The organism is Deinococcus sp. Arct2-2 (assembly GCF_004801315.1).
In the GTDB taxonomy this organism is placed as follows: domain Bacteria; phylum Deinococcota; class Deinococci; order Deinococcales; family Deinococcaceae; genus Deinococcus.
The window spans coordinates 123,742-143,587 of the sequence record NZ_SSNW01000004.1 but is presented as its reverse complement, the minus strand read 5'-3'; the positions used below and the strand labels follow the sequence as shown (position 1 = coordinate 143,587).

Below are 19,846 nucleotides of genomic sequence, written 5' to 3'. Positions count from 1 at the left end.
GGCTGTTTGCTCCCTCACCCTTGAGGGGGGAGGGCCGGGGAGGGGGTGAGTGAGCAACGCGATTGCCTTAACTCCCTTCCTTAGACCCTTCGACCCTAGACCCTTAGACCAAGCCCCCAACAACCTCAAACACCCTCCCCCACTACCGCCGCAACCACCCCGCCGCCCAGCGCGTCACCACGGGCATGACCAGATAAGTCATGGCCGGAACCACCAACACCATTTGCGGCAGGGCACGCAGCGGCGCGGGCCAGTGGCCGACAACGGGCGCAAGCAGCAAGCCGAGGCCCACGCTGACCGGATACAGGGCGGCCAACGTGAGCAGCGCCATTTTCCAGCGGGGCGGCTGGCGCAAGTTGGGCGCAGCGGGCGGCGTGAACCAGAACTCTAGGCCGGGTTGTTTTTCAAAACTGACCTGTCCGTCTACGAGGGCATTCACACGGGTCAGCCACTCGGCGCGTTCGGGCGAGAGTTCCCATTCGGCGGCGGCATTCACGGTGTCGAAGCGGGCAATCAGGGTGTATTCGCGCTCGCCGGGGGGTGGGCGAATAATGCCTGTTCCCCGGTGTCCCGGCACTCGCGCCAGCAGCGCCCCGCCTTCGGTCAGCAGGGTTTCGTATTCGGCTTCGTGCCCCGGCAGAATGCGGCGGCGCACCACCAGACTCACGGGGTCGGTGGGAGCCATGTCGCGCAGGGTCAGGCGGGCCGAATCGGGGGCTGCGTTATCGGGGGCTGCGTTGGGGTCAGAAGCGGGATCGGTCATGGAGCCGTCACCTCTGGCCCAGTTGGAGAAGGCACTTTTTTGGGCCACGCCACCAGCATCACGCCCATCAGAATGACGCCCAGCGCCACCCAGCCCAGCGTGCCCAACGTTTCTCCGCCGAAGCCCACGCCCAGCAGCACGGCCACCACCGGATTCACGTAGGCGTAACTGGTGGCCAGTGCGGGCCGCGTGTGGGCCACCAAATACATGTAGGCGCTGTAGGCCACCAAGCTTCCAAACACCGTCAGGTACGCCAGCGCCCACAGACTGGCCGAGGTCGGCGTGCCCCATTTTTCGCCCATGATGAAGCTGAGGCCGAACAGCAGCACCCCGCCCGTGACCATTTCGGCGGCGCTGCCCATCAGTCCGGCGGGCAGCGGCAGGTGACGTGACCACTGGCTGCCAAACGTCCAGCACAGCGGGGCTAAAATCAGCAACAGGGCGGCCAGCGGGGTGGCGTGCAGTTCTCCGATATTCAGCAGAGCAATGCCCAGCAACCCCACGCCGATGCCCAGCCATTCGCGTCCGCCTGTGCGCTCGCCCCACAACCGCGCAAACAGGGCCGCAAACAGGGGTGAGACGGCAATGACCATCGCCGCTACGCTGGAACTGGCGTCGCGTTCGGCCAATGTGACCAACCCTGTGCCGCCGCCCAGAAGCAATAAACCCACCACCACACTCGCCCCCCACTGCCGAGCCGTGGGCATGGGCGCACCGCGCAGGCGCAGGAAGGCGAACAAGATGACACCCGCCACCAAGAACCGAATGCCCAACATGCCCAGCGGCGGCAGGCTGCCGATGGCAATTTTGATGCCAAAATAGGTGCTGCCCCACACCACGTACACGATGCCCAGCGCCAACAGCACGGCGGGAGTCAGGCGGGCGGCGGGGGCGGAAGCAGCGGCAGAAGACACGCGGGAAAGCATACGCCTGCGCGGGGGGCGGGGGTCTAGGGTTGTGGGACGGTGGGGTTTTTGGGTGGCGTGGGAGCGGTCTAAGGGGCCGAGTCTAGGGGTCAAGGGTCGAAGGGTCGAAGAAAGGCAATCGCTGACGTTCACTGACCTGTTCTTCCGGAGCGGTAGAGGGCAATACCCACCAAAAACCGCCATCAATCTGCACCTTAGACCTTTAGACGCCCTACCTCAGACCTCCGACGCCTCCCCCACCAGCCTGCTTTCAATCGCTCGTGCGTGTGCTTCCAGCCCTTCTGCGCGGGCAAGTAAGGCGGCGGCGGGGCCGATGCGGTGCAGGGTGGCCTCGTTCACGCCGATCACGCTGATGATGTTCTGAAAGTCGCGCACGTTGACCGGACTCATGAAGCGGGCCGTGCCGCCGGTAGGCATGACGTGGCTGGGGCCTGCCACATAGTCGCCCAACGCTTCCATGCTCGCCTCGCCGATAAACACGCCGCCCGCCCGCTGCACGCGCCCCAGCAGGCTCCACGGGTCGCGGGTCAGCAGGCAGAGGTGTTCGGGGGCGTACAGGTTGGCGAGGTCGAGGGCTTCCTCCAGATCGGCGGCCAAGATGACCTTCATGCGGGCCTGCACACTGTCCCGCGCCCATGTGCGGTTGGGTTCGGGTAAGTTTTCCAGTTGGCCGCTCAGTTCGGCCTGTACGCGAATAAGCAGGTCACGGCTGGTAGACACCAACACAGGTTCTGCGCCGTTGTGTTCGGCCTGCGCCAGCAGATCGGCGGCCACGTAGCGGGCATCGGCGCTGTCGTCGGCCACCACCAACGTTTCGGTTGGCCCCGGCAGGCTTTCTATTCCGGTTTGACCGTACACCAATCGCTTGGCAATGACCACGAACAGGTTGCCGGGGCCAGCAATTTTGTCTACGGCGGGCAAGGTGGCCGTGCCATACGCCAGCGCCGCAATCGCCTGAGCACCGCCTACACGCACGATTCGGGTCAAACCCAGTTCGCGGGCGGCCACCAGAATGGCCGGGTGAATGCTGCCGTCACGGGCGGGCGGCGTGGCGATCACGATTTCGGGTACGCCTGCCACCTGCGCGGGCACAGCGGTATGAATCAGGGTGCTGATCAGGGGCGCGAGGCCACCCGGCACATACACGCCCACCCGTCCCAGCGGGCGAATCAGTTGGCCCAGTGCCCCGCCCTCATCGTGGTTGAGAAAGCCGTGCGCGGGCTGCTGCATATAGAAGACACGCACGCGGGCAATCGCCAACCGAATCGCGGCGTGCAGGTCAGCGTCTACGCGGGCGTCGGCCAGTTCCTCGGCACTCACTTCCAAGTGTTCGGGGCGCACGCCGTCCAGCCGTTCTGTCCAGTCGCGGAGGGCGTCGTCGCCGCGTGCCCGCACATCGGCAATAATTCGCTCTACGACTTGCGTAGGCGTGAGAGCTTCGCCAAACGTGCTTGCTATACGGGCCAGAACGCTGTCGGGCACAGGAATGTCGTTGAAAGTACGGGTCAGGGCGGCGCGGGCATCGGGGCCTTGAAGGACTTGCATGGTTGCTCCTGCGGAGGGTCTAAGGGTCTAGGGTTTGAGGGGCTAAGGGAGGGCAATCGCTGTCGCTCACTCACCCCCTCCCAGCCTCCCCCTCAAGGGGGAGGAGCTAAAAGCGCAGACACGGAGATTGGCTTGGAATATGGGTGACAAGCTTCATAGGCAGGAATTTAGGGTTGATCATAGATCGTGGGAACGAGGGGTTTTCACTCCCTCACCCTTGAGGGGGGAGGGCTGGGGAGGGGGTGAGTGAGCGCAGCGATTGCCTTTAGCCCTCAGCCCCTTCCTACCCCGCCCGCCGCCGCCGACGTTCCGGCTGAGCCTGCCGCCTCGCTTGGGGCAAGTTGGCTTCTACCGGGCCGAAATCGGTGGGCTGAATCAGGCGCAACAGGCGGTGGGGTGCGTCTTGCTCTACATACACGTAGGCATGGCCGGGGCGCAGCAGATACACATGGGTGGGCGTGCCGTTCACGTCGCTGCCCTGCGCCGGGTGAAGGGTCTGCACATGCACGCGGCCCCCGGTCAGGCGTTGGGGCGGTACGTCTTGCCCGTGCTGGCCGCGCAGCCACAGCAGCAAACTCACCGGGTCATGGTGGTCGCCAATCAGGGGGGCCGTCACTTCGTCTTTGCCCTGCCGCAGCGTCAGCACGCCGCTTTTGCGGTCAAAGGTAGTTTCGAAGCTGGGTTTGCCGCGCCCGTCGCCCTCGCTGTAACTGTGGCTGGCAAAGGTGCGGGCGTGCATCCGGCTGCTCTGCACGCGCCGCACTTCGGGCAGCACGCCGCCAAAGTTGGTTTCTACGCGGGCAATCAGGGCGCTGCGTTCGGGGTGAACCGTCCACGTCTGCTCTCCGGCGTAGCGCCCGCCCAACGTCAACGTCAGCGCGAAGGATTCGGCCCCGATCTGGAAGGCATCCTGTTGGTCGCTGGGGGCATGGGTCATGACGCTACCTGCGGTGATCTGTGGGTGGAGTGTGGATCGTGGATCGTGGAAAAAGCGTCGTGGTAACAGCATCTAGGTTCTAAGGAGGCGGTTTTAGGAGCTTCTAGCCTGCCCTGAAACAGAACTGGTACGCCCACCACGCCCTTCCCACGATCCACGATCCACACTCCACGCTCTAAAGCAGCTTCCAAAAGCTCTCACCCGGCCCGTCCCAACCTGCGCCCAGCGCGTGTGCGGCGGTGGCCCCTACATCGGCAAAGGTGGCCCGCTCGCCCAGATTTACGGCCCCGATACCGGGTCGGTAGGCCAGCAGCATGCCGTATTCGCGGGTATGGTCGGTGCCGCGCCAAGTGGGGTCGTTGCCGTGATCGGAAATGATGACCAATGCGCCGTCAGAGGGCACGGCGGCCAGCAATTCCGGCAACGCGGCGTCGAAGGCATCGATGCAGGCGCTGTATCCGGCGGGATCGCGGCGGTGGCCGTATTTAGAGTCGAAATCCACCAGATTGGTGAAAATCAGGCCAGACGTGCCATCCTGCGCGGCCTGTTTCATGCGGGCCAGCGTTTTGCGGATGCCATCGGGGTTGTCGTCGGTGTGAATCTCTTCGGTAAAGCCCTGATGTGCGTAGATGTCCGGGATTTTGCCGATGCCGATCACGGCCTGCCCAGTGGCCTTTAGGCTGTCCAGCACAGTCGGCGGCGGCAAAAGGCTGAAATCTCGGCGGTGTTCGCCTGCCCGCTCGAAGGGATGCTCGCCCCGGAAAGGCCGCGCGATCACGCGGGCCACCGCATACGGCCCTTGCAAAATCTCACGGGCGGCGAGGCACCATTCGTACAGGGTTTCCAGCGGCACCACATCCTCATGCGCGGCGATTTGAAACACACTGTCGCCGCTGGTATACACGATGGGATTCCCGGTGCGGCGGTGTTCCTCGCCGAAGTCGCTGATCACGTCGGTGCCGCTGTAGGGTTTGTTGCACAGGTGGCCGCGCCCGGTGGCGGCGTCGAAGGCGTCCATCACGGCAGGCGGAAAGCCCTCAGGAAAAATCTGGAAGGCATGTTCGAGCTGCACACCCATAAATTCCCAGTGCCCGGTGCTGGTGTCTTTGCCGGGGCTGACCTCGCGCATCCGGCCAAACGCGCCCTGTACGGCGGCCTCGGCGGGAATGGTCTGCGGACTGGTGGCAACGGTGGGAATATGGCCCAGCCCCAGCCCAGCCAAGTTGGGCAAGTGGGCAGGTGCGGCGGCCAGCGTGTGGTTGATGGTGTGTGAGCCGACGTCGCCAAAGCTGGCGGCATCGGGCAGTTCGCCCACGCCCACGGAATCCAGAACGAGGATGGTAAGGAGCATGGGGGCAGTGTAACGGCACGGCGGATCGTGGATCGTGGAATGTGGGAAAAAGCCTGACCACGATCCACGTTCCACACTCCATATCCCCCGTATCGTCACCACTCTCACGGGCGGCAGAGAAGGCGCGTGGTACGCTTCCAAACGTGACGCTGCCCGTTTCTTCCCCCCCTGCCATGCCCGACGCCATTGCCGCCAATCCGCACGCGGGGCTAGGGCGGCCCGAGCTGGTGGCAACCGGGTTGTCCAAAAGTTATGGACGGCGGGCGGTGGTACGCGGCGTGGACTTCCGAGTGCGGCCCGGCGAAATCGTGGCGCTGTTCGGCCCCAACGGCGCGGGCAAGACCACCACATTTTACATGCTGGTGGGCTTTATTCGTCCCGGCGGCGGCAGCATTACGCTGGGAGAACGCGACGTGACGCGCCTGCCCATGCACGAGCGGGCACGCTTGGGCCTCGGCTACCTGCCGCAGGAACCCAGTGCTTTCCGGAAGCTGACCGCCCGCGATAACTTGTTGGCAATTTTGGAATACGGCCCGCTGCCCCGCGCCGAGCAGGAAGCCCGTGCCGATTCGCTGCTGGCCGAATTTGGTCTGACGCACTTGGCGGGCAGCTTCGCCTACCAACTGTCGGGTGGAGAAAGGCGGCGGCTGGAACTGGCCCGCGCCCTGACTACCGACCCTGATTATCTGCTGCTGGACGAACCTTTTACGGGTGTAGACCCCAAAAGCATCCGTGAGATTCAGCGCCTGATCCGCGAACTGCGTGACCGCCGGGGCATCGGCGTGTTTATTACCGACCACAACGTGCGCGAAACCATTGCCCTGACCGACCGGGTCTACCTGATGTTTGACGGTGAAGTGAAGTTTGAGGGCACGCCGCAGGAATTCGCAGGGGACGAAGACGCCCGCCGCCATTATTTGGGCGACGACTTCGAGCTGTAACCGGAGACTGCGATGCTGTGGCTGTTTTTGCCCTTTGTGGTGATCTTGTCGGGCGTGGTGGCTTACGCCGCCGACACCATCGCCAAAAAAGCCGGGCGCAAGCACCTGCGCTGGTTTGGACTCAGGCCCAAAACCACGGCGCTGATCGTGGCGGTGCTGTCGGGCATGGGCATCAGCGCGGCCAGTCTCGCAGCGTTTTTGGTACTTAACTCCAGCGCCATCAATACCATCGCTCAGGCCGACCAACTCCGCCCGCAATTAGATGCACTCAAGACAGAGATTCTGGGCGTGCAGGACGACCTCAAAACCGCCCAGATTGGCCGCGACGCCGCCCAGCGTGATGCCGACGCCCTCCGCGAGCAGCAGCAAGCCGCGCTTCAAGACCTTCAGGCCGCCCGCAGTAACCTTAAAGCCGCCCGCACCGCCCAGCAACGCCTTCAGACCGATGCCGACGCCCTTCAGAAAAAGGTGACGGCCCTGAGTACTCTGCGAACTGAACTGGAAGACCGCGCCGCCAAATCGCGCGCGCTGCTCACGGCGTCCGAGGCGGCACTGGCCTCTAGTCAGGCCCGTGCAGAGGCGCTGGACAGCCAAGTGGTTGACCTGAACACCAGCTCGGCACTGGCGCAACAGGAGGCGCAATTGGCCCAAGCCCGCGCTGCTGTGGCCCAGACCCAAACCGAGAAAGCACAGGCCCAGACTGAAGAAGCGAAGCGGCAAACCGAGCAGGCGCAGACGCAGGCCAAAGTCGCACAGGGGTTGGCACAAGCGGCCCAAGCAAAGGTGGTGGCGGTAGCCGCGCAAGTGGCTCAAGCTCAGGCGCAGGTGCGGCAGGCTCAGGCCAAAGTAAAACAGGCCGAAGCACAGGCCAAAGCCGCGCAGGGACAGGCAGGGGCGGCACAGGCTCAGGCACAACAAGCTCTGGCACAGGTGGAACAGACCCGCAACCGCGCCGCGCAGTTGGGCCTACAAGTGCGCCAACTGGAAGCCGACCGTGCCGCCGCCGCCAAAGAGCGCGACGCCGCCGTGACCGCCCGCACGCAGGCCGAAACCCAGCGCGACGCCACCAAGCAAGAAAGCACCCGCCTGACCGCCGAGCGTGACCGAATCACCCTAGAGCGTGACCGAATTACTGCCGAGCGTGACCGTGTGGCACAGGAGCGCAACCGGGCCGCCGCCGAACTGGCCAAGGCCACTCAAGAACGCCAGCAGGCCACTGCCGAGCGTGACCGCGTGCGGGCCGACCTGACCACTCTCCGTGCCCAGCAGACGCAACTGCGAACCGCCAACGAAGCCCTCTCTAAAGATTTGGCGACGGCCCGCGCCACGTTGGGGCAACTGCAAGACGAATATTCCAGCGCCCGCAACGAACTCAGCGCCAGCCGCAATACCGATCTGGCCTTTCCACGCAACGTTCTGGTGTATGCAGGCGTGGTGCCGGGGGTGCGGAACCTAGACGCCTTTTTGCTGGCCGCCGCCAGTGCCGCCCAAAGCCGGGGCGCGAAAGGAGCGCCCGCCGCCCGCCTGAACGCTGCTGCCCGCACCGCACTGGAAACCAAACTACGCGGCCTGAACGCCAGCACGTTTGTGCAGTGCCGCGCCGCCAGCAATACGGTGACGGGCTTTCCGGTAGACCTGACCTGCGACGCCCGCCCCAACAGCGTGCTGTACCGCAGCGGCGAAAGCATCCGCCGGGTCAACCTGACCCTCAGCGCCGATACGCGCAATATTCAGGCCCAGATCAGCGACGCCGTGCAGGACGCGGTGCTTGACCTGACCACACGCGGCGTGCCCAGCGAGTACATCAACAATTTGGGGCTGGACGTGAACGAGTTCGTAGACCTGATTACGCGCCTGAACGCCAAAACTGGCCCCACCGCCACCCTCAGCATCGCCGCCCGTGATGACGTGCGCCCCGGCAGCCGGGTGGACTTGTACGCAATTTTGCCGTAGCGGAAGGGGCTTTGCTCAGTCCAGATCGCTGATTCAAGTTTTTCGGAGAACAGAGGCATGGAATGGGAGGGCAAGTTAAATCTAGCTGCCCCTCCCCTACTCCAGCTGTAGCCCACTAAGCCTTAGCTCAAATGCTTTAGTGCGTATTTATAAAGCTCCAGTTATATTACTCATTCTCCATAACAGACTGTGATGATCGGTTTTCGCTCCCTCTCCCCTTGCGGGGGAGGGCTGGGGAGGGGGGAGTGAGCGCAGCGATTGCCGTTCTACTTGCAATTTGGCAACACCACCGACCCTCTATAAACGCGCTCTTACCCCAAATACGCCACCAGCAAATCAATTCCCGCCCGCAAGTCATCCTCATGCACGGCTTCCACGACGCTATGAATGTAACGGGTAGGCAGGCTGAGGGTCACACTGGGCACACCCGCCCGCGATTTTTGGATGGCTGCGCCGTCTGTGCCGCCCAGCGCCAGCACTTCCAGTTGGTAGCGGATGCCCTCGCGCTCGGCCAAATCCACCAGTTCATCCACCAGCCAGCGGGTAGAGATCATGGTGGAATCGAAGACCTTGATGCCGATGCCGTCGCCGAGGCGGGTTACGGCTTCTTCGGGGGCGACTCCGGGGGTATCGACGGCCAAGGTCACGTCCAGCGCGATGCCCAGCGTCGGCTCCACGCCATAAGCGGCCACTACCGCCCCGCGCAGGCCCACTTCTTCCTGCACGCTGAACACGGCCACCACGTCATGGCGGGGCCGTTTGTCTCTAAACTGGCGCAAGACCTCCAGTTGCATAAACACGCTGGCGCGGTCATCCATCGCCTTGCCCACCGTGAGTTTGCCCACTTGCCGCGCCGTCTGATCCAGCGTCACCATGTCGCCAATCCGCACGCGCCGCTTCACTTCTTCGGCATCTAGGCCCAAGTCCACAAAAAACTCTTTGACTTCCGGAATCTTCTTGCGCTCTTCAGCACTGGCGATATGCACGGGCTTGCCGCCGGGGGTCAGAATGCCGGGCAGTGCGCCGCCCCGCGTATTCACGGTCACGTTGCGGGCAAACAGGTTGCGGGTATCGAACCCGCCGAGCGCCTGCACACGCACGAAGCCCCGGTCATCCACAAAGCGCACCAAGAAGCCGATTTCGTCCATGTGGGCGCTGAGCATCACGCGCTGGCGTTCGCCGTCCGACTTTTTGGCTTTGCGTCCGGCACGTGTGGCAATAATGTTGCCCAACGCGTCCACGCGTACCTCGTCCGCCAAGCCTTCCAGTTCGCGCAGTACGAAGTCACGCACGGCTTCCTCGTTGCCGGGGACACCGTTCAGGTTAGAAAGCTGATGCAAAAGTTCCAGCCGCAATTGGGTTGTAGGCACGCGGCCCAGCATAATCGTCAGGCGGCGCGGCGTGTCTGGATTGGCGGGACGCTCAGTCGAGTCACAACCAAAAAAGCCGCCCCGCCGGTTAAGGCAGGGCGATTCTCGTACAACTCTTAGGCTTACTTCTTCTTGAGGCGGTAGCTGTCGCCGAAGCGCTTGTTGAACTTGTCGACGCGGCCTTCAGTGTCAAGGAAACGCTCTTCGCCCGTCCAGAAGGGGTGCACGCCGCTCCAGACGTCGACGTGGATTTCGGGCTTGGTGGACAGGGTTTCCATGATGACTTTGCCCTGAAAAATGATTTTGGTGGGAACGGCCTTGGGGTGGATATCTTTCTTCATGGGGTGCCTCCTCCGTTACGTCGAAGTGCGTAACGGGCAACTCTAGAACTGTAGCACAAAGGGCAGGGACTCAGGCCCAGATGAAGGCGTCTTGCCACAGTTCCCCCCGCCGAATAAAGGGCATGGCCGTTCCGGTGACGCGGTGGCCCCCTTTTACGGCTGCCCGGACAAGCAGGCGTGGGTCAAGGTGGGGATAGAGCGTGCGGGCAAAAGCCACATCGTCTCGCACGTCCAAGCTGCCGCCACTGGCGACGGAGTCGGTGCCGAGGGCGATTTCTACCCCCGCCGCCGCAAACGCCGACCACGGAAACACCCCGCATTCCAAATGGGTATTGCTGCGCGGGCAAGTGACCACGGCGCAGCCTGCGCGTGCGGTGCGGGCGATGTCGTCAGGCATCACATTGACCATATGCACCAGCGTGGGGCGGGCGGCCAACACGCCGAGTTCATCAAGGTAACGCACGGGCGTCAGATCGGCTTCGGGGGCGCGTCCGATGACTTCGGCAAAGGTAGTGGGGTACGGAAAGCGGGTCATGCTGTCCCAAATGGGGCCGCCGCCCGTGCGGAACAGTTCCACTTCGGCGGGGTGTTCGGCCACATGGATTTGCATGGGCAAGCCCTCGCCCGCCGCATAGTCGGTCAGCAGGCGCATCAGGCGGTGGCTGACCGTAAACGGTGTGTGGGGCGACAAACCAAGGCGCGGGCCGCCGGGACGCTCCAGCTTGCGGTGGCTTTCGATGACTTGCCGCGCTGCTGCAAATACTTCATCGGCCTGCTCTGGAAAAGGATTGAGCACCTCAAAATAAACGACGCCAGAGAGGTCTGTGCGGGCCAACAGCGGGGCCAACATGTTTTGCCCATGCGAACCTACGATGTCGCCCACAGCGCCCACGCCCAATGCGCTCAGGTTGTCGGCTCCAGCCAACGCACCCGCCAGCCCCCGTTTTTCTCGCTGGCCCATCGCCACTTCGGGAATCCAGCGGAAATAGGGAAGAGCTTGAAAGTCATAGGCGCTCATGTCGAGGTGCGTGTGGGCATTCACGGGCGGCGGCGCGATGATGCTTCCGGCCCGGCGCTCACGGGCGTGCGGAAAGTTGCCGCGCAAGGTGTCGGGGTGACCTGTGGCCGCAATCACACCGCCTGATACCACCACGCCTCCCGGCGACTGTGCGCCGCCCATGCCCGTATAGAGGATGTCGCAGGTCAGCAGTTCGGGGGTGTGGGGAGTATCGGAGGGGGCAGGATCAGACATGCCCGCCATTGTGCCGCCTAGCCGGGCAGACAAAAGGCCGGACAGCCCGCAGACTCTTCGGCTCCGCTAGACAGTTTTTTTAGCTGAGGCGCTTGATTCGGCCTTCCAACTCGTGGGCCACGGCGTCCGGCCCCTGCCGCAGCAGATGGCCGGGCACGTTCCAGCGGTCTTTGCTCTCAAACTCGCTGGTAAATAGGCTCGCTACACCCGTTGCACGGCGGTCGACTTCCAAAATTACATCTAGGCCGTCGCCGTTGGGGAACATCATCAGTTCCAGTTCGGTCAGTTTGTATTGCCCATGCGGGGGCCGGAAGCTGAGTTCCTGTGCAATGCGCCCGTGAGAATACTCGACTTCACTTTTGGCGAGGCTGAAGCCGAGGCGCTGCGCCGCGCCAATCAGGGTTTCCATGCCTGCGGTGGGCAAAATAGTCAGTTGATCGTTGTCGGAGGGGTCAGCGGCCCCGGCAATATCGGCGTCGGTGACCAGCCAAACCGACGTGCCGGGCAGGGTCAGCGGTGTGCCCGCCGGAACCACCACACTGAAGGGGAATTCCTGCGTGTCGCCGGGGCGAATAACGAAGTTGCCCGTAATGGGCTGAGTAAAGAGCGTGTGATTCACGTAGGAATCGTCGTGGCGGTAGCGGGTGGCAATGCCCAGATTGATGCGCTCGATGGTCTGTTCCACCGCACCGCCCTTCACCACCACCACGCCGGTCAGAGACTCACCGATTCGCACTGCCCGGTCACGCAATTGTGCATCCACTTTTGCCGCACCCACACCCACCGACGCCATCATTTTTTTCAAGAATCCCATAGATCTTCATCTACGCACCGATTCCGAAAAAGGTTCCCACGTCCGAGCAATGTTTCGGGGGTCTACTTTTTGGCCTTCCCCCGATGCTCGGCAATCATGGCTGCCCCTACGATTCCGGCGTCGTTCAGCAGGGTGGCGGGAACGAGTTTGCTGCGCTCCAGCACCAGCGCCGATTCCCACTTGTCGGCCTTTTTGCTCACGCCGCCGCCAATAATAAACAGATCGGGCGAAAACAGCAGTTCCAGATGTTGCAGGTATTTGCTGGCGCGGGCCGCCCACTGTTTCCAATTCAGGTCGTCGCGCTCGCGGGCACGGTCAGAGGCCCACGTTTCGGCGTGCTTATCGCGCAACCACAAGTGACCGAGTTCGGTATTGGGCACCAGCACTCCGTCATAAATCAGGGCGCTGCCGATGCCCGTGCCAAAGGTCAGCATCAGCACCGTGCCCGCTACGCCTGCGCCCGCGCCAAATTTGGCTTCGGCCAGCCCTGCGGCGTCGGCGTCATTGATCAGGGTCACGTTTTGACCGGTGGCCTCCGTAAAGAGCTTATCGGCATCTAGCCCGATCCAGCCCTTGTCCACGTTGGCCGCGCTGAGGGTCACGCCATGCTGCACGATGCCGGGAAAGGTCACGCCCACTGCGCCCTTATGTCCGAAATGCTTGACCAGTTCGGCCACCACGCCCTTCACGTCGTCCGGGCGTGCGCCTTCGGGGGTGGCGATCCGGTGCCGCTCCGCCGTGAGTTTGCCCGTTGCCGTGTCTACTGGAGCGCCCTTGATGCCGCTTCCGCCAATATCGATACCGAGGATGACCGCCATACCGCACAGGGTACAGGCTGGGCGGGGCAAACGGGCGATGAAGCGGGACGGTGGGGGGATCGTCTAAGGGTCTAAAGGTCGAGGGGCGAAGGTGTTGGGGCGGGTTCGCCTTCCCGGTGGCTCCCTCATCCCGCCGCTGATGCAGCGCCCCTCTCCCGGAAGGGGCGAGGGCAAAACCTAGAATCTTGGTTTTGGTTTTAGCTCCTCACCCTTGAGGGGGGAGGCTGGGAGGGGGTGAATGAGCAAAGCGATTACCCTTCCTTAGACCTTCAGACCCTCAGACCCTTAGACGCCCTTCCACCGTCCAGCACAACAAAACCCAGCACAACACAAACCCAACAAAACCGCCTCTCCAATCGGAAAGGCGGCCCTGCTTGGTGCTGCTCTAGCTTTACTTGTTGCTGCGGGCAGCCTGCGACGCGTCTACCAGTGCCTTGAAAGCAGCGGGTTCGCGGGCGGCGATGTCGGCCAGCACCTTGCGGTTCAGCTCGATTCCGGCCAGTTTCAGGCCGTTGATGAAGTGCGAGTACTTCATGCCGTGCAGACGTGAACCTGCGTTGATACGCTGAATCCACAGGCGGCGGAAGTCGCGCTTTTTGTTGCGGCGATCGCGGAACTCGTAAGTTGCGGCGTTCAGCAGCGTTTGGAAGGCGTTACGGTAGGTCTTGGAGCGAGTACCCCAGAAGCCCTTGGCCCGCTTGAGCACCTTCTTATGGCGGCGGCGACGAACTGTACCGGTCTTGACGCGTGGCAACTAAATCACTTCCCCTTCGGCAGCGCGAGCTTCATGCGTGCCCACTCGCTCTTGGCGAGAACGAAACCCTTGCCCTTGCCGCGAATGGTATCGCCGCTCTTGCCGGTGTTCTGGTGGCGTTTCCCACTCTTGAACGCCATGACCTTGCCCGTACCCGTGATTTTCACACGGCGGGTGGCACTCTTCTTGGTCTTCATCTTAGGCATTTTCTTGCTCCTGTAGCCCGGAAACTCCGCACACCGCGTCACCTGACAGGTGGGCTGCATTCGGGTCGCCGTCTGGGGGCTAGGGCCGTTCCTCGCCGCGTTCATGTTGCAGGGTATGCAGTATGAACTTGACGGAAACAGTTGGCCGCCCTGTCCCACTTGGCCGATTTGAGAGTATACAGGGCGGCGGGGCAGGGGGGCAAGTGCCCATTCCCTCCCCCGCCGCCCTAGATGCCAAGAGAATTCAGATTACGCTGCCGTCTTCGGCCCTTCTCCACGCGTCTTCCAGAGACTGACCAGCACGCCGCCCAGCAGGATGCTCAGCGTGACCGCGAGGCTGATGGCCGGATCCATCTTGCCGTAAAACTGGGTGTAGAAGATTTTGCCGCCGATGAACACCAACACCAGCGCCAGCGCGGGCTTCAGCGCCTCGAAGCGGTGAACGAGAGCGGCGAGGGCGAAGTACAGCGCCCGCAGGCCCAGAATGGCGAAAATGTTGCTGGTGTACACGAGGAACGGGTCTTGGGTGATGGCGAACACGGCAGGAATGGAATCTACAGCGAAGATCACGTCGGCGGCTTCCACGATCAGTAGGGCCAGCAGCAGCGGCGTGGCGTGAACGCGCAGGCGTCCGGCAGCGTCGGGCAATTTGGTCAGGAACTTTTGGCCGTCCAACTTGGGGCTGATAGGCACGAAGCGCCGCAGCACGCGCACCATAAAGTGATTCGACAGGTCAGGCGTCTCGGATTCGCTCTCTTTGGTGAACAGGAGCTTGATGCCCGTAAGCAGCAGGAACGCGCCGAAAATCCACATGATCCAGTCGAATTGCGTGACCAGTGCCGTACCCAGCCCGATCATGATGCCGCGCAGCACGATGACGCCGAGGATGCCCCAGAACAGGACGCGGTGTTGCAGGTGGCGCGGAATGGCGAGCGCCCCGAAAATGACGCTGATGACGAAGACGTTATCAAGGGCCAGCGCCTTTTCTACGGCAAAGGCCGTGAGATATGAGATACCGCTTTGTGCGCCCAGCGTGTACCAGACCCACGCACCGAACAGCAGGGCCACACCGATATAAAACACGCTGAGCTTGAGGCTGGCGCTGATGCTGATTTCTTGCGGATGCTCTGCGCCGCTGGCCGTCGCCTTCTTTTCGCGGCGTTTGCCCAGCACACCGAGGTCGAAGGCCAACAGTGAGAACACCAGCGTCATGAAGACCAGCCACATCCACGCGGGCTTGCCCAACCACAGTTCGTACAAGAATTCCATCAGTGCTGCTCCTTTGGGGGAGCGCCACACGGGGAAGCCGGACGGAAGGCCAACAGAGAATGCGGGCCAGACATCAACGGACAAGTCACCATGCGGCGATCCTGTCCGGGTCTGGCCCTTACTGCGCGTGACGGAGCAACTTTGCCGCTCGTAATGACGTCCACACGCTCCCTATCTGTTTGAAGAGACAGGGCGGTTACTCCCCCGGAGTTGAGAACAGTGAATCATTTAGGGGAACAACGATGTGTATTCCAGCTTACGATACAGGCTCGGCTGTTCCACCGATCAAGGCCCGCTGCCAGCCGTGCAGCACCTCTAGCGCCTGCATCGGCGTGAGGCGGCTGAGGTCAAGCATAGCCAGTTCGCGGGTCAGTTGTTGGTCGTCGCCCTGCGTATTCAGCGCCGTGAGCAGGCGGGCGGCGCGGGCCGTCACGGGGGCGGGCAGTCCGGCGAGGCGGGCCACTTCTACCCCATAGCTCTGGCGGGCCGCACCGGGAATGACCTGATGGTAAAAGGTGAGGCCGCCCGCGTCGGCGTCCTCTTCGGCAGCCACATGCAGATTGATCAAGCCGGGATGGTCGGTTTCTAGGCGCGTGAGTTCGAAGTAGTGGGTGGCAAACAGCGTGTGGGCGCGGGTGGAATGCAGGTGCTCCAGCGCCGCCTGTGCGATGGCGAGGCCGTCGAGGGTACTCGTGCCGCGCCCCACTTCATCCAGAATGATCAGGCTGCGGGGCGTGGCGGCGTGCAAAATGGCGGCCAGTTCGCTCATCTCCACCATAAAGGTAGAGCGGCCCCCGGCGAGGTCATCACTGGCCCCGATGCGGGTATGAATGGCGTCGTACACAGGGAGTTCGGCGCGGTCGGCGGGCACGAAGGAGCCGATCTGGTGCAGCAGCGCACACAGCGCCACCGTGCGCAGGTAGGTACTTTTGCCCGCCATGTTCGGCCCAGTCAGAATCAGCGTGTGGCGCGAGTCGTCCAGCAAGGCGTCGTTGGGCACGAAGCGGCCCCGCGCACTCTGTTCGACGACAGGATGCCGCGCCTGCATCACCCGCGCATACCCCGACACCGTTTCGGGGCGTGTCCAGCCTCGTTCAACGGCAATTTCAGCCAGAGCCGACAGCACATCGAGGTCGGCGGCGGCTCCGGCAGCTTCCAGCAAGGCGTCGGCATGCATGGCGAGGCCGTCGCGCAGGTCGGTAAACACCTCTTGCTCTAGGCGGCCTGCTGCTCCTTCCAGCCGCGCAATTTCGCGCTCGTGGTCACGCAGGTCGGGTCGGGTAAAGCGGGCGCGGTCTTTGAGAGTGGCGATTTGGCGGTAATCGGAGGGCACCTTGCCCAGATGCGCCGACGTGACTTCCAGAAAGTACCCGAACACGTTGTTGAAGCCCACTTTCAGGCTGCCGATGCCCGTGCGCTCGCGCTCCGAGAGTTCCAGCATGGCAATCCATTCGCGGTGCGCCAAGGCTTCGGCCTTCAGCTTGTCCAGTTCGGGGTGAAAGCCTTCCCGGATCAGGCCGCCGTCGCCTGCCCGAATCGGCGGGTCTTCCACGAGCGCAGCGCGAATTTGCAGCACCACTTCCGGCAACCCGTTCACGCGGGCACGCACGCCGCCCAACAACCCCTCGTGGCCGTCCAGCAAGCGGGCGGCGTCGGGCAGCAGGTCAAGGGTGCGGGCCAGAGACGCCACTTCACGGGGGGTGGCGCGGCGGGTGGCGACGCGGGCGGCGAGGCGTTCCAGATCGTGGGCGCGGTACAGCAGGGCACGCACCGCGCCGCGCAAATCTGCCGCTCTGGTCAGAGTTTCCACGGCGTCCAGCCGCGCCCGCACGCTCAGTTCATCCAGCAGGGGCGCACGCAGCCACGCCCGCAGCCTGCGCCGCCCGCCTGCCGTGCGCGTTTCGCTCAACACGTCCATCAGGGTCATGCCCTGCGGAGCCTGCGGCACAAAGATTTCCAGCGCCCGTGCCGCCGCGTCGGGCAGACGCATGTGTGCCCCCGGCTCAAACCGCAGCACTCGCCGCACCATTTCGAGGCGGCCTTGTTGGGTGGCCCGTGCATAGCCCAGCACCGCGCCGCAAGCCCGCACCAGCGCGGCATTGTTGAGGGTTCCGGGCACTTCGCCCAGTACGGTGTGCAGCTCATGGCGGGCCGCCGCTTCCTCGAAGTTGCCGGGCGACAGCATGGCCGGAAAGCGGGCCTGAAAATCGGCCATCAGCGCGGCGTTTCCGGCCAATTCGGGGGCCAGCAGCACCTCCCGCGCCCGCCAGCGCCCCAGTTCGTCGTACAGCACCGAGCGGGTATGAAAGGCGGCGCAGCGAAACTCGCCTGTAGAAATGTCGAGCAAGGCCAGCGCGTAGCCGTCCCCGGTGGCTACCGCCGCCAGATAATTTTCGTCGGCAGTCAGGTGGCGTTCCTCGGTCACGGTGCCGGGGGTCAGCAATTGCGTCACTTTACGGTCTACGAGTGCGCCGCCCGGTTCCTCGATCTGATCGGCCACCGCCACGCGCACGCCCGCCTGCAACAGCCGTTCCACGTTGTTGTCCAGTGTCCTCAGCGGGATTCCGGCCATCGGCGTAGAAAAGTCGCGGCTGCTTTTGTGCGTCAGCGCGATGCCCAACAAGCGCGAGAGGCGTTCGGCGTCTTCGCCAAAAGTTTCGTAAAAATCGCCGCACTGAAACAAAAGCAGCGCGTTGGGCAACTGGGCTTCCACCTCGTCGCGCATCTGCACGTACTGCGTCAGCATCGGCGGCAATGGGCCATGACCCGTGCCTTTCAACACACCCTGGGGAACTTCTCTGGGACTCACCCGCTCAGTTTACGTGTAGAACAGATCGGAACGGGAGTGGGGAGCACGTTACACCGATGGAGTGCACCCGAACTCGCTGTCCCATAGCCCAGTGCGGGAACGTCTATCAACTTCAGTTCACATCCTTTCATTCAAGACAAATTGAAAACCAATATCTTCAGCTTTCAATAATAATTAAGGGCAGCTTCAACGCCTCTTTGCCAGAAAATACACCCTTATCTGGCCCGCTGACAGAGGCCTGTCAGAGCGTGGAGACCATGCTGGACAGCATATGAGCCTGCTGATGATTTTGCTTGTGATAGGTGCGGTTCTGGTGGTGCTGGCCGTGATGATGGCGGCGCGGGCCAAGCGCACCCAAAGCCCGACATCTGCTGGTGCTGCCCAGCGTTCTGCTTCTGCCCCGGCCAAACAGCGTTCGGACAAACAGTTGCCGCAGGGCCAAGTCCAGTTCTCTACTGCCGAGGCCGAGCGCCAGCAGCAGCTCCGCGAGCAAGAAGAGGCCGCCAGCGTCCACCCTTCGCATGTTCCGGGCGGCATTCCCGAATCCTTACCCATCAAGCTCAAGGGCTACTTTTTCAGCAAGAGCGAACTGGCCTTTTTTCAGACGCTGGAAAGCGCGTTGCCGCAGGGCTTCCGGGTGTTTCCCAACGTGCGCCTGAACGATTTGTTCCTGATTACCGCGCCCCAGCACCAGCGGCAGGGCACCTACGCCCGATTGCGCGACAAGCACGTGGATTTTCTGATCGTGGCCTTGCCCGATTTCCGGCCCGTGTGCGCTATAGAACTGGACGGGGCCAGCCATGACCAGCCCCAGCAGCAGTACCGCGACGCCGTGAAGGACGTGGCTTTCCGTAGTGCGGGCCTGCCGTTGCTGCGCCTGCGAGCCGAGGGCAACCACACCCGCCAGAGCGTGCAAAAGCTGCTGGAAGGGTACGTGAGACAGCGCACGGTGGCGTAAAGTTCGTTTGGTTGTCTCGGCCCGCCTACACGTAAGGCGGGCTTTTTTGGCTGTCGAGTGTTGAGCCGCTGGCCCGTTGAACTCCAGTGCTTGAACTACAGTGGAGATGAACGCCGCTTTCACCTTCTCCCGCGCCGAGGTTCCCATGACCGTACCCGCCGACCCACACGCCGTTCTGAGCATCAGCGCCCTAGAGGGACTGTATCCGGCCCCCAATTCCAGCGTTTCCCTGAAGGTGATAGACCACATAGATGACGGCCTACGCGACAGTTTGGCGTTGTCTCCGCTGTGTTTTTTGGCGACGGCCAGTGCGGCGGGCCACCTCGACTGCTCGCCGCGTGGCGACCCCGCCGGAACGCTGCAAGTGCCTGACCCATACACCCTGCTGCTGCCAGACCGCCCCGGCAACAAACGATTAGATAGCTTGCGGAACATCCTCGAAAATCCGGAAGTGGGACTGATTTTCTTGCTTCCCGGCGTAAATGAAGTGGTGCGGGTCAATGGCCGTGCCCACCTCAGCACCGATCCCGACTTGCTGGGGCGCTTTGAAGTGGCGGGCAAATTGCCCCGCTTGGTCATTTCCATCGCCGTGCGCGAGGCATTTATGCACTGCCCCCGCGCCTTTTCTGCCGCCGAACTCTGGAACCCGGAGCGGCACCTGACACCAGAGCAGCGGCCCGATTTTGTCGCCATTTTTAAGGGGCATGTGGCCCGGAATGCGGCGGTACAGAGCCACAGCCTAAACATCTGAGTGTAAGCGGGCCGGATTCATCAACCCCTAAAACAACACTTCCAGCCCTGTGCGGAGTGCCGACCAGACAGTAGGCTGAGACTGGCCT

Annotated in this window: 18 protein-coding genes; 4 read left to right on the top strand and 14 right to left on the bottom strand. The window is 63.0% G+C overall.

The features are described from left to right. Nucleotides 1–142 precede the first annotated feature (142 nt). The 5 genes from E7T06_RS03515 to E7T06_RS03495 form a co-directional block, all read right to left on the bottom strand. Nucleotides 143–685, bottom strand: a complete 543-nt coding sequence (locus E7T06_RS03515) for an antibiotic biosynthesis monooxygenase (RefSeq protein WP_136364476.1) — start codon at nucleotides 683–685, stop codon at nucleotides 143–145. A gap of 74 nt (nucleotides 686–759) precedes the next feature. Beyond that, complete coding sequence (gene yedA / locus E7T06_RS03510; RefSeq protein WP_136364461.1) at nucleotides 760–1,689, bottom strand: drug/metabolite exporter YedA; 930 nt, start codon at nucleotides 1,687–1,689, stop codon at nucleotides 760–762. Nucleotides 1,690–1,905: 216 nt separating this feature from the next. Beyond that, on the bottom strand, nucleotides 1,906–3,234 hold the full coding sequence (gene hisD / locus E7T06_RS03505) for a histidinol dehydrogenase (RefSeq protein WP_136364460.1): 1,329 nt from the start codon (nucleotides 3,232–3,234) through the stop codon (nucleotides 1,906–1,908). Nucleotides 3,235–3,517: 283 nt separating this feature from the next. After that, the gene (locus tag E7T06_RS03500) at nucleotides 3,518–4,171 is read right to left on the bottom strand and encodes a DUF3108 domain-containing protein (RefSeq protein WP_136364459.1); all 654 of its coding nucleotides are present in this window, start codon (nucleotides 4,169–4,171) and stop codon (nucleotides 3,518–3,520) included. A 175-nt stretch (nucleotides 4,172–4,346) separates the two neighbouring features. Further along, nucleotides 4,347–5,522 carry a phosphopentomutase gene (locus tag E7T06_RS03495; protein ID WP_136364458.1) on the bottom strand — a complete coding sequence of 392 codons (1,176 nt, stop codon included), beginning with the start codon at nucleotides 5,520–5,522 and terminating at the stop codon, nucleotides 4,347–4,349. Nucleotides 5,523–5,695: 173 nt separating this feature from the next. On the opposite strand from E7T06_RS03495, the gene lptB reads away from it, so the two are divergent. Beyond that, nucleotides 5,696–6,463, top strand: coding sequence for an LPS export ABC transporter ATP-binding protein (gene lptB, locus E7T06_RS03490; RefSeq protein WP_136364475.1), 768 nt, complete (start codon nucleotides 5,696–5,698; stop codon nucleotides 6,461–6,463). A 12-nt stretch (nucleotides 6,464–6,475) separates the two neighbouring features. Beyond that, nucleotides 6,476–8,416 (top strand): DUF3084 domain-containing protein, encoded by a 1,941-nt coding sequence (locus E7T06_RS03485; protein WP_136364457.1) that lies wholly within the window; start codon nucleotides 6,476–6,478, stop codon nucleotides 8,414–8,416. A gap of 311 nt (nucleotides 8,417–8,727) precedes the next feature. Here the strand turns inward: E7T06_RS03485 and E7T06_RS03480 are convergent, their stop codons facing one another. From E7T06_RS03480 to mutS, 9 genes are all read right to left on the bottom strand, one after another. Next, nucleotides 8,728–9,786 (bottom strand): M42 family metallopeptidase, encoded by a 1,059-nt coding sequence (locus tag E7T06_RS03480; protein ID WP_240740825.1) that lies wholly within the window; start codon nucleotides 9,784–9,786, stop codon nucleotides 8,728–8,730. Nucleotides 9,787–9,908: 122 nt separating this feature from the next. Beyond that, nucleotides 9,909–10,127 (bottom strand): 50S ribosomal protein L31, encoded by a 219-nt coding sequence (gene rpmE, locus E7T06_RS03475; RefSeq protein WP_136364455.1) that lies wholly within the window; start codon nucleotides 10,125–10,127, stop codon nucleotides 9,909–9,911. 70 nt (nucleotides 10,128–10,197) lie between these two features. Next, nucleotides 10,198–11,379: an amidohydrolase family protein gene (locus tag E7T06_RS03470; RefSeq protein ID WP_136364454.1), complete on the bottom strand. Its 1,182-nt coding sequence runs from the start codon at nucleotides 11,377–11,379 to the stop codon at nucleotides 10,198–10,200. 79 nt (nucleotides 11,380–11,458) lie between these two features. Beyond that, entirely contained in the window at nucleotides 11,459–12,193 is a 735-nt protein-coding gene (locus E7T06_RS03465) for a sporulation protein (protein ID WP_136364453.1), read from the bottom strand. 62 nt (nucleotides 12,194–12,255) lie between these two features. After that, nucleotides 12,256–13,011 carry a polyphosphate--glucose phosphotransferase gene (gene ppgK, locus E7T06_RS03460; protein WP_136364452.1) on the bottom strand — a complete coding sequence of 252 codons (756 nt, stop codon included), beginning with the start codon at nucleotides 13,009–13,011 and terminating at the stop codon, nucleotides 12,256–12,258. Nucleotides 13,012–13,402: 391 nt separating this feature from the next. Next, complete coding sequence (gene rplT, locus E7T06_RS03455; RefSeq protein ID WP_136364451.1) at nucleotides 13,403–13,765, bottom strand: 50S ribosomal protein L20; 363 nt, start codon at nucleotides 13,763–13,765, stop codon at nucleotides 13,403–13,405. A gap of 5 nt (nucleotides 13,766–13,770) precedes the next feature. Then, complete coding sequence (rpmI, locus tag E7T06_RS03450; protein WP_019010828.1) at nucleotides 13,771–13,971, bottom strand: 50S ribosomal protein L35; 201 nt, start codon at nucleotides 13,969–13,971, stop codon at nucleotides 13,771–13,773. Between the two features lie 249 nt (nucleotides 13,972–14,220). Further along, the gene (locus E7T06_RS03445) at nucleotides 14,221–15,240 is read right to left on the bottom strand and encodes a TerC family protein (RefSeq protein ID WP_136364450.1); all 1,020 of its coding nucleotides are present in this window, start codon (nucleotides 15,238–15,240) and stop codon (nucleotides 14,221–14,223) included. A 256-nt stretch (nucleotides 15,241–15,496) separates the two neighbouring features. Then, nucleotides 15,497–17,986: a DNA mismatch repair protein MutS gene (gene mutS / locus E7T06_RS03440; protein ID WP_168733352.1), complete on the bottom strand. Its 2,490-nt coding sequence runs from the start codon at nucleotides 17,984–17,986 to the stop codon at nucleotides 15,497–15,499. A gap of 346 nt (nucleotides 17,987–18,332) precedes the next feature. Between mutS and E7T06_RS03435 the strand changes: the two genes are divergently transcribed. Together E7T06_RS03435 and E7T06_RS03430 are read left to right on the top strand one after the other, a co-directional pair. After that, complete coding sequence (locus tag E7T06_RS03435; protein ID WP_240740824.1) at nucleotides 18,333–19,007, top strand: DUF2726 domain-containing protein; 675 nt, start codon at nucleotides 18,333–18,335, stop codon at nucleotides 19,005–19,007. 106 nt (nucleotides 19,008–19,113) lie between these two features. After that, on the top strand, nucleotides 19,114–19,758 hold the full coding sequence (locus E7T06_RS03430) for an MSMEG_1061 family FMN-dependent PPOX-type flavoprotein (RefSeq protein ID WP_240740823.1): 645 nt from the start codon (nucleotides 19,114–19,116) through the stop codon (nucleotides 19,756–19,758). Nucleotides 19,759–19,846 lie beyond the last annotated feature (88 nt).

Bases quoted from the DNA above. Each gene is read 5' to 3' on its own strand.
- E7T06_RS03515 (WP_136364476.1), bottom strand. From the start codon at position 685: ATGGCTCCCACCGACCCCGTGAGTCTGGTGGTGCGCCGCCGCATTCTG.
- yedA (WP_136364461.1), bottom strand. From the start codon at position 1,689: ATGCTTTCCCGCGTGTCTTCTGCCGCTGCTTCCGCCCCCGCCGCCCGC.
- hisD (WP_136364460.1), bottom strand. From the start codon at position 3,234: ATGCAAGTCCTTCAAGGCCCCGATGCCCGCGCCGCCCTGACCCGTACT.
- E7T06_RS03500 (WP_136364459.1), bottom strand. From the start codon at position 4,171: ATGACCCATGCCCCCAGCGACCAACAGGATGCCTTCCAGATCGGGGCC.
- E7T06_RS03495 (WP_136364458.1), bottom strand. From the start codon at position 5,522: ATGCTCCTTACCATCCTCGTTCTGGATTCCGTGGGCGTGGGCGAACTG.
- lptB (WP_136364475.1), top strand. From the start codon at position 5,696: ATGCCCGACGCCATTGCCGCCAATCCGCACGCGGGGCTAGGGCGGCCC.
- E7T06_RS03485 (WP_136364457.1), top strand. From the start codon at position 6,476: ATGCTGTGGCTGTTTTTGCCCTTTGTGGTGATCTTGTCGGGCGTGGTG.
- rpmE (WP_136364455.1), bottom strand. From the start codon at position 10,127: ATGAAGAAAGATATCCACCCCAAGGCCGTTCCCACCAAAATCATTTTT.
- E7T06_RS03470 (WP_136364454.1), bottom strand. From the start codon at position 11,379: ATGTCTGATCCTGCCCCCTCCGATACTCCCCACACCCCCGAACTGCTG.
- E7T06_RS03465 (WP_136364453.1), bottom strand. From the start codon at position 12,193: ATGGGATTCTTGAAAAAAATGATGGCGTCGGTGGGTGTGGGTGCGGCA.
- ppgK (WP_136364452.1), bottom strand. From the start codon at position 13,011: ATGGCGGTCATCCTCGGTATCGATATTGGCGGAAGCGGCATCAAGGGC.
- rpmI (WP_019010828.1), bottom strand. From the start codon at position 13,971: ATGCCTAAGATGAAGACCAAGAAGAGTGCCACCCGCCGTGTGAAAATC.
- E7T06_RS03445 (WP_136364450.1), bottom strand. From the start codon at position 15,240: ATGGAATTCTTGTACGAACTGTGGTTGGGCAAGCCCGCGTGGATGTGG.
- mutS (WP_168733352.1), bottom strand. From the start codon at position 17,986: ATGCTGACGCAGTACGTGCAGATGCGCGACGAGGTGGAAGCCCAGTTG.
- E7T06_RS03435 (WP_240740824.1), top strand. From the start codon at position 18,333: ATGATTTTGCTTGTGATAGGTGCGGTTCTGGTGGTGCTGGCCGTGATG.
- E7T06_RS03430 (WP_240740823.1), top strand. From the start codon at position 19,114: ATGAACGCCGCTTTCACCTTCTCCCGCGCCGAGGTTCCCATGACCGTA.